Genomic DNA, 10,058 nt, shown 5'->3' with positions numbered 1-10,058 from the left:
GAGCGCGCGCAGAGCCGTCACCGTCTCCGCCGCCGTCTCCAGCCGGCAGGGGGCGGCCGCGGCGGCGGGGAAGGGCGCGCAGGCGATCAGCAGCGCCGCGACGCTCCGGCGGCGTGGCGCGGGGGAGGGGACCGAGGCTTTCACCCGGCCATGATCGGCCGGGTCGGGTGGACGCGTGGTTAACCCCGGTTCACAACACCACGATGCCGGCGTGTTTGGCCTTGTTGTCCGGCTCCACATGGATGGTGACGATCATGTCGGCGTCCTCGGCGTGGGGCGCGCGCTCCACCCGGTCGCAGATGTCGTGGGCGTCGGTGACGCGCATGTCGCCGGACACGACCAGATGGAAGTCCACGAAGGTCAGCCGCCCCGCCTGCCGGGTGCGCAGGTCGTGGGCCTCGATCGCCCCGTCCGCGTTGGCGGCGATCACCGCCTTGATGCGCTCAACCGTGTCGTCGTGGGCCGCCTCGTCCATCAGCCCGCCGACCGACGAGCGCACCAGCTGCGCGCCCGACCACAGCACGTTGACCGCGACCACGCAGGCGATCGCCGGATCGAGCCACGGCTGGCGGAAGAACAGCGCCGCCGCGATGCCGATCAGCACGCCGACGGAGGACACCACGTCGGACAGGAGATGCTTGCCGTCCGCGACGAGGGCTGGCGAGCGCAGCGCCCGGCCGCGGCGCAGCAGCAGCAGGCACCAAGCCGCGTTGATCGCGCTCGCCGCGAGGCTGGCGGCGAGGCCGAGCGGCGTGAGCTCGAACGTCCGCGGGTTCTGGAACGCGTTCCACGCCTCGTTGAGGATCGCGCCGGCGGCGACGATGATCAGCGCGCCCTCGACCACCGCCGAGACGTACTCGGCCTTGTGGTGGCCGTAGGGATGGTTGCGATCGGGCGGCGTGGCGGAGACGCGCACGGCCACGAAGGCGCCGATGGCGGCGGCCACGTTCACCACGCTCTCGGCCGCGTCCGAATAGAGCGCGACCGAGCCGGTGAGCAGATAGGCGACCGACTTGAGCGCCAGCACGGCGACGCCCACGACGATGCTGCCGAGGGCGATTTTCTGGGTGGTGTCCATCGAAGCGTTCCGCATGTCGCCTTGGGGGGAGGCGTCAGGCGCTGCGATTAGACGTCGGAACGCGGCGCTTCAACGCCTATCTTCGCCACTGCGAAGCGCATGCAGAAGGCCGCCGCGCCGGCCCGCAGCCTCAGCGTCCGGCATCCGCTTATCGCTTGATCGAGCTCCCCGCCTTGGCGCATAAAGCGGAAGCGGGCGCCACGCGCCCGCGTGCCGGCCGCCGACGCCACGCCTCCCGGTAGCTCAGCAGGATAGAGCAACGGTTTCCTAAACCGTAGGTCAGGGGTTCGAATCCCTTCCGGGAGGCCAGGGCGGCGCGTAAGGCGTTGTTTTTAAACGTCTTTTCACAAGGTTTGGGAGCCGGGTCCGGGACAGTTGCTTCCGATGCGTCCCGTGTTCGGCCGGGCGATCAGCACTTCCGTATCGGGCGCGCCGCCTTGCCGGCGATGACGGGTCTGGCGACGGCCCAGGCGCGAAAGATGGCGTCGTGGCAGCCCCAGGCTTCGCTTGTGAGGATGCGGGCGATGACGGCGTTTCCGTTGCGCGTCGCCCCCGACGCGATGACGCGGTCGCCGGGAAGCGCCGCCTCGATCTCCTCCTCGATGCCGTCGGGCAGATCGGGCGCGTGCAGGATCACGGTCGCCGAATGCGTCGCGCCGTCCCAGAGGCGTCGAAGCGCGCCGACCTCCTCCCCCTCGCAGATGAGGCGGTCGGTCAGCACCGGCGCGCCAGCGACCGTCACCTCGAACTCCGAGAACAGGCCGTCGAACGCGAAGGCTTCGCCGTCGCCGTAATGAACGCGGCCGGCCGCGATCACGTCGGTGGCGAACAGGCGGGAGGTCGGTTCGAGCGCGATGCGGGTGCGCCGTTCCACCCGCGAGCGGGCGAAGGGGATCGACTCGTCCGGGCAGTATTCCAGCAGCGACCCGGCCCCGACCGTGATGTCCACCAGCTCGCGCGAAGTCCCGCCCTCGGGGCACTTGTAGAACTTGCTCGCCGCCGTCGTGGTGATGAGCGCCCGGGCCCCGTCCTCGATCGTGCCGTGCAGCTCGGCGACGTCGCCCTCCACGAAGCCGCCGCCGCTGTTGATCAGCAGCAGGAACGGCTGGTCGTCGGCGTCCTGGTAGTGGCAGCCCTGCCACTGATAGGGGATGCGCCACGAGCGCGGATCGACCTCGGTGCGTCCGTTGCGGAGCACGGCGTGGAGGTTCATCAGCGCGTGCTTGCCGACGATCCAGTCGGGCTGGGGCAGGACGACCTTCATCACGCGGCCTCCTCGAACAGCACGTCGCGCTCGATCCAGGCGACCACGTCGGAGAGGCCGACCCCGCGCTTCATGTCCGTGAAGATGTAGGGCTTGCCCGGCCGCATGCGGGCCGCGTCCCGGTCCATCACGTCGAGGTCGGAGCCCACATACTGGGCGATGTCGATCTTGTTGATGATCAGCAGCGGCGACCGTGTGATGCCGGGTCCGCCCTTGCGCGGGATCTTCTCGCCCTCGCCGACGTCGATGACGTAGATGTGGCTGTCGGCGAGCTCCGGGCTGAAGGTCGCCGCGAGATTGTCGCCGCCGCTTTCGATGAAGATGATCTCGAGGTCGGGAAAGCGGCTCACGAGCCCCTCGACCGCCACCATGTTCATGGACACGTCCTCGCGGATCGCGGTGTGGGGGCAGCCGCCGGTCTCCACCCCGACGACGCGGGACGGGTCGATCGCGCCGCTTTTCACGACGAAGTCGGCGTCCTCCCGGGTGAAGATGTCGTTGGTGATGACCGCGATGGAGCGATGCGGCCCCATGGCGCGGCAGAGCTGAACCAGCAGAGCCGTCTTTCCGGAGCCCACAGGGCCGCCGATGCCGATGCGGAGCGGCTTTCTCATGATGCGCCTCCTTGCCTTCTGCTGTCCGGGGTCACGAGATGCAAAGCCGTGTCGCCAGCCGCTCGTGCCGCATGGCGGCGGCGTCGAGCGCCGCGTAGGTCGAGCACATGCGGTCCGGCGTCCGGGTGCGGGCGATCGCCACGCACTCGTCGATCAGGGGACCTGCGGCGGTGATGATGCGCTGGGCGTCGACCTGTCCGAGCGGCGTCAGCCGCTGCGCGACCGCGACGAGGTTCGAGAAGCCGCTCCAGAGATAGCTCGTGACGGTCTCCGTCTCGCCGAGCGCGAGGCCCGCGCCCGCGACGCCGTAGATGACCGCGTGATGGCCCTCGCAACGACCCTCGGACATCATCGCCTGATAGCGCCGCATGCCTTCGAGTTCGAAGATGTCGCGGCAGGCCGCGAGCAGCGCCTTGCCGGTCATCACCGAGGCCGCTCGGGTCTCCCGCGCGAGCTTCAGCGCGCCGAGCCGGACGTCGAGGTCCACGAGCGTCTCGGCGTCGCCGTCGAGCGCCGCGCGGTAGGACTGGACGACCGCGACCGCGTCGCAGGTCGCGATGCCGTGGCGCAGCCAGTCGCGGCAGCGGCGCTCGGCCTCCCGCCAGTCGGTCACCACCCCGTCGTAGATCCAGGTCTCGAAGCCGCAGGAATGGGTGAAGGCGCCGGTCGGAAACGAGGCGTTGGTGAGCTGGAGCAGCGCGAGCAGCCGGTCGCCGCCGTTGCCTTTCGGCCGGAAGGCGGCGGCCGCCGCCTTATCCCCGGCGGGCGGACGCCGCGCCATGCGGGTGGTGATGGTGGCCGTCGTCATGGTGGTGAGGGTGGCCTTCGTGGGAGGGGGCGTGATGGTGATGCGCGCCTGCGGCCCCGAAGCGGCGCCCGACGAAGGGCCGCGAGGTTTCCTCGATCGAGACGTCGAGGCCGCGCAGCATCTGGAGCGCCATCGGGTCGTAGGGCGTGAGCACGCCGCCCTCGAGAAACCGCGCCGGCCGGTGCAGATTGCCGAGCTGGTAGCAGGCGGCGCTCCAGGCGATGGCGTCGCTCCGCGGGGTCAGCCAGAGCAGGCGCTCGTCGGCGGCGCGCACCACCACGGCGGTCGGGCCCTCCCGCAGCAGAACGTCGCCGTCCTGAAGCTCGAACCCGCGCGGCAGCGACACCCGCATGTGGCGCCCGCCGGTCGTGTGCGCCGAGAAATGCGCGCTGGCGCGCTCCTCGGAGGTGAGCGGAAGCTCGTCGACGATTTCGGGGAATGGGCCGCTGTCGAGCGGCGCCGCGAGCTGTGTGACGACCGTCATCGGGCGCCTCAGCGGAAGTAGTAGAGCTGGGTCAGGGGCAGCGTCTTCGCCGGCTTCACAGTCACGCGCGCGCCGTCGATGTAGACGTTGTAGGTCTCCGGATCGATCTCGATGTTGGGCATGTAGTTGTTGAGGTACATGTCGCGCTTCGAGATCGTGCGGGTGCCCCTCACCGGCATCAGCGTCTGGTGGGTCCGCAGCCGCGTGTCGAGCCCGGCGTCGATCGCGGCCTGCGTCACGAACGAGTAGCTGAGCCGCGCCGGGTTGGCGCCGAGCGAGCCGTATTGCGGGCGGTACTTGAGCGGCTGGCAGGTCATCAGAGAGCCGGCGGGATCGCCCATCACCGCATGGGTGATGAAGCCGCCCTTCACGGTGGTCTCAGGCTTGGCGATGAACATCTTCGGCCGCCAGAACACGAGGTCCGCCAGCTTGCCCGGCGCGATCGAGCCGACATACTTGTCGACGCCGAAGGTGATCGCCGGATTGATGGTGACCTTCGAGAGGTAGCGGCGGATGCGGTAGTTGTCGTTGCCGATCCCGTCCTCCGGCAGCCGGCCGAACCGCATCTTGTTGACGGCGGCGAGCTGGAAGGCGCGCTGGGCGCTCTCGGCGGCGCGGCCGACGCCCTGGCTGTCCGAGCCGATCATCGAGATCGCGCCGAGGTCGTGCAGAACATCCTCCGCCCGCATGGTTTCGGCGCGGGCGCGGCCCTGGATGAAGGCCATGTCGGTCGGCACCGACTTGTTGAGATTGTGACATGTGATCAGCATGTCGATTTCTTCGTCATAGGTGTTGATCGAGAACGGATTGGTCGGGTTCGTGGAGCTCGGCAGGCAGTTCGGCTCCATCACGCAGCGCATGATGTCGGGGGCGTTGCCGCCGCCCGCGCCTTCGGCGTGGTAGATGTGCATGACGCGGCCGTTGATGGCGGCGAGCGTGTCCTCGTAGTAGCCGGTCTCGTTCAGGGTGTCGGCGTGGACCTGCACCTGGAAGTCGAGCTCGTCGGCGAGGTCCATGCAGGTCTCGATCGAGGCCGGCGAGGACGACCAGTCCTCGTGGATCTTCAGGCCCGTCGCGCCGCCGAGGATGACCTGCTCCTCCAGCGCGCCCTTGGTGGCGGCGTTGCCCTTGCCGAAGTTGCCGAAGTTCAGCGGAATGTCCGCCATCGCCTCCAGCATGCGGTGCAGGTTGAACACGCCGGGGCATTCGATGCCGACGGTCTTTGGCCCCGAGCCGCCGCCGATCACCGTGGTGAAGCCGGAGTTCTGGTACTCGAACAGCTGCTGCACGCTGTCGAAATGCGGGTGGATGTCGACGAAGCCGGGCGTGACGATCATACCCTCGACCGACAGGATGTCGGTGTTCGGCGAGACGATCAGGCCGGGCGTGATGTTCATCACGTCCGGATTGCCGGACTTGCCGACGCCCACGATCAGCCCGTCCTTGATGCCGATGTCGCCCTTCACGACGCCGAGCACCGGATCGATGATGACGGCGTTGGTGACGACGAGGTCGAGCGCGCCGTCCCGGGCCTTCCACTTCGAGGCCTGGCCCATGCCGTCGCGGATGGTCTTGCCGCCGCCGAACACGAGCTCGTCGCCGTAGGTCGTGTAGTCGTGCTCGATCTCGGCCACGAGGCCGGTGTCGGCGAGGTGGATCTTGTCGCCCGTGGTGGGGCCGTACTGAGCCGCGTATTCCGGCCGGCTGATCTTGATGCTCATGAGGGTCTGATCCGGGCTGGCGTTGCGGACGTCACGACTTGTCGGACGTGAAGCGGTCGTCGGGCCGCTTGCGGGTCTTGAAGCGCTCGCCCTCGAAGCAGTAGCCGTGGGCTTTCAGCTTCTGCATCGTCAGATCCTTGATGATCTCGGAGCGGACGGTGCCGTTGGTCATGTTGTTCATGCCGTAGGCGACTTCGCGGCCCACATAGGTGGTGAGCTGCACCTTCCGGCTCTGCCCCGGCTCGAAGCGCACCGCGGTGCCGCTCGCGATGTCGAGCCGCATGCCGAAGGCGGCCTCGCGGTCGAACGCCATCGCGCGGTTGCATTCGGCGACGTGATAGTGCGCGCCGATCTGGATCGGGCGGTCGCCGGTGTTCACCATCACGAGCTCGATGGTGCGGCGGCCGGCGTTGATCTCGATGTCGCCCTCGGCGAAGTCGATCACGCCGACGTTCTCGGGCGTTCCCACCTCGAACGCCTCGGAGGGCGTGATCGACGTCGGCAGGGGCGGGCGGGTCCAGTTGGCGGCCATGTCGCTCTCCGGATGTGTCGGGTTGGGGCGGGGATGCGCCGGCTCAGTCGCGGATGGGGTTCATGACGGTCACGAGCTTCGTGCCGTCGGGGAACAGCGCCTCGACCTGCAGGATCGTGAGCATCTCGGGCACGCCCACCATCACGTGCTTCCGCTGCAGGATGGTCGCGCCATACTCCATCATGTCGGTCAGCATCGGGATCACGCCTTCCCGGGCGCGCTCCAGGATTTCATCGCTGATGACGGCGATCGCTTCGGGGTAGTTGAGGGCGACGCCCTTCTCGAGCCTCCGGCGCGCCATTTCGGCGGCGGCCCAGATCTGGATGCGTTCTTCTTCGCGGAGCGTGAGATGCATGGTCTCCGTGTCCTGCTTCTGGGGCGGGAGCCGCGCGGGGCGGACGGATTGGGAATGAGAGAGATGGACGGCCCCGGATCGGCGGACGATCCGCGCTCCGGGGCCGGCGTCGTCAGGCCGCGCCGGTCAGGATCGCGGCGCCGGCGATCGCGAAGGCGCCGCCCGCAAGCCGGAACAGCGTCGGCCGCACGGTCGGCGCGAGGCCGCGGGCGGCCCGTCCGAGGCCGACGCCCGCCAGATGCAGCAGGCCGGTCGCCAGCAGGAAGCCGAGGCCATAGGAGAGCGCGTTCGCGGCGCCCGGCATCTCCGCGCCGTGGGCGTGGCCGTGGAAGATCGCGAAGAAGCCGACCATCGCGGCGGCTGCGACCGACGACAGGCCGATCCCGAAGGCGAGCACGAGGCCGAGCGCCAGCACCGAAAGGCCGATCCCAAGCTCCACGAAGGGGACGTCGACCCCGGCCATGCCGAGCGCGCCGCCCACGGTCATCATGCCCATGAAGGCGAGCGGGGTCGCCCACAGCGCACGGCCGCCGAGCTGCGCCGCCAGAACGCCGACCGCGACCATGGCCAGCACATGGTCGGCGCCGCCGACCGGATGCTCGAACCCGTGCGCGAACCCGTCCACATGGCCGCCCACATGGGCGAACGCGGCCGTCGGGAGCATCGTCAAACCGACGCCGAGCAAAGCTTTCTTCATGTCACGGCCTCCAGCCCAAAAGGAGCGAACGGGAGCACGCAGCGAGGCTTGGCGCAGCCGTTCAGCTAGACGTTCCGGGCGGGGCTTCGGTCCATAGGACGACCCGCCGGTTGGCCGAAAGTGAAGCTCGTCGCCGGCTGACTGGCATCCTCCCCTTTTGGGTAGCGTGAAGCTCCAAAACCGCCTTGCTACGCTTCCGCGGCGATTGTCTAGCCTAAATATCTAGGAGAGCGGTGATGAAGCATTCCACACGACGAGGCCTGTCATCGTCGCTCCTCGCGGTCGCGCTGCTCGGCGGCGCGGCGTTCGCGGGTCCCGCGATGGCCAAGGACAAGATCACGGTCTGCGCGATCGACGATCTGTCGGGCGACTTCTCGATCATGTCGACGCCCAAGACCTACGGCTACAAGCTCGCGGTCAAGGAGATCAACGACGCCGGCGGCGTCGAGGTCGACGGCGCCAAGAAGCTGATCGACCTCATCCAGTATGACGGCCAGTCGGACGTGAAGCGCTACCAGGAGCTCGCGCAGCGCTGCGTGTTCGAGAACGAGGCCAACGTGGTCATGGCCGGCTACACCGGCGCCGAGCGCGAGGCGGCCCGCAAGGAGGTCGTCCGCAACAAGACGATCTACTGGCACAACAACCAGGGCGAAGGCGGCATCGCCGACCGCTACTCGTTCTTCGCCGGCCCGACGCCCGAGCAGCAGGTGCTGCCGGCGATCAAGTACATGGTCGAGAACATCGGCCCGCGCATGACCTTCATCGGCGCGGACTACAACTTCTGCCGCGCGATCGGTCAGTGGGTCCGCGTCGCCGCCGGTCTCGCCGGCGGAAAGATCGAGATGGACGAGTACTTCCCCTTCGGCGTCTCGCAGTGGCAGGCGACGATCGACAAGATCAAGGGGATCAAGCCCGACTTCCAGGTCCATTGCCTGGTGGGCGCCGATCAGGTGCAGTTCTACCCGCAGGCCCAGGCCGCCGGCCTCAAGACGCCGGTGTGGTCCAACGTGACGATCTCCGACGGCTACGAGCACAAGCGCTTCGCGCCGCCGTCGCTCGCCAACATCTTCGTGCCGCCGGGCTACATCGAGGACGTGCCGGGCGAGGCCAGCAAGGCGTTCTCGGCCAAGATCCGCGCGATGTTCCCGAACGTCGCCTATGTCAACGAGCACGCCGCCTTCGGCTATGTCGCCGTCAAGGCGATGGCGGAGGCCTGGAAGAAGGCCGGCACCACCGACACGGAAAAGACCATCGCGGCGCTCGAGAGCGACATCTCGATCCCGGACGCGCCCGGCGGTCCCTGGACCCTGCGCGGATTGCAGCATCACGCCGCGATGCCGACCTACCTGTTCAAGGTCAATGACGATCACACGCTGAAGCTCGTCTCCGAGCTTGGGGTCAACGAGCCGACCTTCCTCACCGAGATCGGCGTCGACATGCGCAAGAAGGCGCCGAACCGCCAGTTCCTGCCGCCGGACAACCCGGCCTGGAAGAAGTTCTTCGCGCCGACCTCGAACTGACGCGACGTCACGGGGCTCCCGCGCCATCCCCGGCGCGGGAGCCTTTCACGCGGGCGAAACGCCCGGCATCCGCATCGCGGGGACCCACATGGAATTCACCGGCCAGATCGTCAGCTGGGGCTACCAGTATCTCGACAACACCGCCTTCCTGCTGCTTGCGGCGGCGGGTCTCGTGCTGATCTACGGGATGATGGGCGTCATCAACATGGCGCACGGGGAGCTGATGATGATCGGAGCCTATGTGGCGGCCGGCGCCTTCCACGCCGGCGCCCCGGCGCCGGTCGCGATCGCGGCCGCCGGCCTCGGCGCGGGGCTCGCGGGCGTCGTCATGGAGCGCCTCGTGGTCCGGCGCTTCTACAACAAGCTGCTGTCGTCGCTGGTGGTGACCTGGGGCCTGAGCCTCATCATCAGCCAGGGCACGCTTCTGCTGCTCGGGCCCTCGATCCAGAACCTGCCGACGCCGTTCGGCAGCTTCTCGGTCGGCGGCTTCTCGTTCGGAACCTACCGGATGGTGCTGTTCGCGGTCGCGATCGGCCTGATCGTCGGCGTCTGGGCGCTGTTCCGCTACACCGCCTTCGGCGTCGCCGCGCGCGCCGCCATGGAGAACCCGCGCATGGCCGCGGCGCTCGGCGTCGACACCCAGCGCATCTACACCGCGACCTTCGCGATCGGATCGGCGCTGGGCGGAATCGCGGGCGCCATGTTCGCCCAGACCGCGGCCATCTCGCCGTTCTTCGGCCAGACCTACACGCCGATGGCCTTCATCACCGTTGTGATGGGCGGCAGCGCCAACGCGATCCTCGGCCTGATCTACGCCTCGCTCAGCCTCGCGGGCGTCCAGACGATCGCCTCGAACGTCTTCAACGTCTATGTCGGCTACGTCTCCATGATGGCGGCGGCCTTCGTCGCCCTGCTGCTGATGCCGTCCGGAATCTCGGACTTCGTCGAGCGCCGGCGCGCCCGCGCGATGGAGCGCTGAACCGCC

11 protein-coding genes and 1 tRNA gene are annotated in these 10,058 nt (G+C 68.5%); 3 read left to right on the top strand and 9 right to left on the bottom strand.

Annotated features, from left to right (window positions below; all coding sequences use genetic code 11):
* Nucleotides 1–190: 190 nt before the first annotated feature.
* The gene (locus ACFQ4O_RS02965; protein WP_378774151.1) at nt 191–1,078 is read right to left on the bottom strand and encodes a cation diffusion facilitator family transporter; all 888 of its coding nucleotides are present in this window, start codon (nt 1,076–1,078) and stop codon (nt 191–193) included.
* 232 nt (nt 1,079–1,310) lie between these two features.
* Here ACFQ4O_RS02965 and ACFQ4O_RS02960 point away from each other — a divergent pair.
* Nucleotides 1,311–1,387 (top strand) — tRNA-Arg (locus ACFQ4O_RS02960).
* 100 nt (nt 1,388–1,487) lie between these two features.
* Here ACFQ4O_RS02960 and ACFQ4O_RS02955 read toward each other — a convergent pair.
* The 8 genes from ACFQ4O_RS02955 to ACFQ4O_RS02920 form a co-directional block, all read right to left on the bottom strand.
* The gene (locus ACFQ4O_RS02955) at nt 1,488–2,342 is read right to left on the bottom strand and encodes an urease accessory protein UreD (RefSeq protein ID WP_378774153.1); all 855 of its coding nucleotides are present in this window, start codon (nt 2,340–2,342) and stop codon (nt 1,488–1,490) included.
* Complete coding sequence (ureG, locus tag ACFQ4O_RS02950) at nt 2,342–2,956, bottom strand: urease accessory protein UreG (protein ID WP_378774150.1); 615 nt, start codon at nt 2,954–2,956, stop codon at nt 2,342–2,344. Before ureG ends, ACFQ4O_RS02955 begins: the two co-directional genes overlap by 1 nt.
* Before the next feature lie 31 nt (nt 2,957–2,987).
* Nucleotides 2,988–3,764: an urease accessory protein UreF gene (locus tag ACFQ4O_RS02945; RefSeq protein WP_378774149.1), complete on the bottom strand. Its 777-nt coding sequence runs from the start codon at nt 3,762–3,764 to the stop codon at nt 2,988–2,990.
* Entirely contained in the window at nt 3,709–4,248 is a 540-nt protein-coding gene (locus ACFQ4O_RS02940; RefSeq protein ID WP_378774148.1) for an urease accessory protein UreE, read from the bottom strand. Before ACFQ4O_RS02940 ends, ACFQ4O_RS02945 begins: the two co-directional genes overlap by 56 nt.
* 8 nt (nt 4,249–4,256) lie before the next feature.
* The gene (gene ureC / locus ACFQ4O_RS02935) at nt 4,257–5,969 is read right to left on the bottom strand and encodes an urease subunit alpha (protein WP_378774147.1); all 1,713 of its coding nucleotides are present in this window, start codon (nt 5,967–5,969) and stop codon (nt 4,257–4,259) included.
* Nucleotides 5,970–6,000: 31 nt separating this feature from the next.
* Nucleotides 6,001–6,501: an urease subunit beta gene (locus tag ACFQ4O_RS02930; RefSeq protein WP_378774146.1), complete on the bottom strand. Its 501-nt coding sequence runs from the start codon at nt 6,499–6,501 to the stop codon at nt 6,001–6,003.
* 43 nt (nt 6,502–6,544) lie between these two features.
* Nucleotides 6,545–6,856 carry an urease subunit gamma gene (locus ACFQ4O_RS02925; protein WP_378774145.1) on the bottom strand — a complete coding sequence of 104 codons (312 nt, stop codon included), beginning with the start codon at nt 6,854–6,856 and terminating at the stop codon, nt 6,545–6,547.
* A gap of 112 nt (nt 6,857–6,968) precedes the next feature.
* Entirely contained in the window at nt 6,969–7,520 is a 552-nt protein-coding gene (locus ACFQ4O_RS02920; RefSeq protein ID WP_378774144.1) for a HupE/UreJ family protein, read from the bottom strand.
* A 269-nt stretch (nt 7,521–7,789) separates the two neighbouring features.
* Between ACFQ4O_RS02920 and ACFQ4O_RS02915 the strand changes: the two genes are divergently transcribed.
* Together ACFQ4O_RS02915 and ACFQ4O_RS02910 are read left to right on the top strand one after the other, a co-directional pair.
* Nucleotides 7,790–9,073 (top strand): ABC transporter substrate-binding protein, encoded by a 1,284-nt coding sequence (locus ACFQ4O_RS02915; RefSeq protein ID WP_378774143.1) that lies wholly within the window; start codon nt 7,790–7,792, stop codon nt 9,071–9,073.
* A gap of 88 nt (nt 9,074–9,161) precedes the next feature.
* A complete protein-coding gene (locus tag ACFQ4O_RS02910) occupies nt 9,162–10,052 on the top strand; it encodes an ABC transporter permease subunit (protein WP_378774142.1) in 891 nt (296 codons plus the stop codon).
* Nucleotides 10,053–10,058: the final 6 nt, after the last annotated feature.

Source organism: Methylopila musalis, from assembly GCF_042679725.1.
Taxonomy (GTDB): Bacteria; Pseudomonadota; Alphaproteobacteria; order Rhizobiales; family Methylopilaceae; genus Methylopila; species Methylopila musalis.
Note: the sequence above shows the minus strand (reverse complement) of the source record. Positions and strands in the feature narration are given on the sequence as shown.

Bases quoted from the DNA above. Each gene is read 5' to 3' on its own strand.
- ACFQ4O_RS02940 (WP_378774148.1), bottom strand. From the start codon at position 4,248: ATGACGGTCGTCACACAGCTCGCGGCGCCGCTCGACAGCGGCCCATTC.
- ACFQ4O_RS02910 (WP_378774142.1), top strand. From the start codon at position 9,162: ATGGAATTCACCGGCCAGATCGTCAGCTGGGGCTACCAGTATCTCGAC.
- ureG (WP_378774150.1), bottom strand. From the start codon at position 2,956: ATGAGAAAGCCGCTCCGCATCGGCATCGGCGGCCCTGTGGGCTCCGGA.
- ACFQ4O_RS02945 (WP_378774149.1), bottom strand. From the start codon at position 3,764: ATGACGACGGCCACCATCACCACCCGCATGGCGCGGCGTCCGCCCGCC.
- ACFQ4O_RS02925 (WP_378774145.1), bottom strand. From the start codon at position 6,856: ATGCATCTCACGCTCCGCGAAGAAGAACGCATCCAGATCTGGGCCGCC.
- ACFQ4O_RS02930 (WP_378774146.1), bottom strand. From the start codon at position 6,501: ATGGCCGCCAACTGGACCCGCCCGCCCCTGCCGACGTCGATCACGCCC.
- ACFQ4O_RS02920 (WP_378774144.1), bottom strand. From the start codon at position 7,520: ATGCTCCCGACGGCCGCGTTCGCCCATGTGGGCGGCCATGTGGACGGG.
- ACFQ4O_RS02915 (WP_378774143.1), top strand. From the start codon at position 7,790: ATGAAGCATTCCACACGACGAGGCCTGTCATCGTCGCTCCTCGCGGTC.
- ureC (WP_378774147.1), bottom strand. From the start codon at position 5,969: ATGAGCATCAAGATCAGCCGGCCGGAATACGCGGCTCAGTACGGCCCC.
- ACFQ4O_RS02955 (WP_378774153.1), bottom strand. From the start codon at position 2,342: ATGAAGGTCGTCCTGCCCCAGCCCGACTGGATCGTCGGCAAGCACGCG.
- ACFQ4O_RS02965 (WP_378774151.1), bottom strand. From the start codon at position 1,078: ATGGACACCACCCAGAAAATCGCCCTCGGCAGCATCGTCGTGGGCGTC.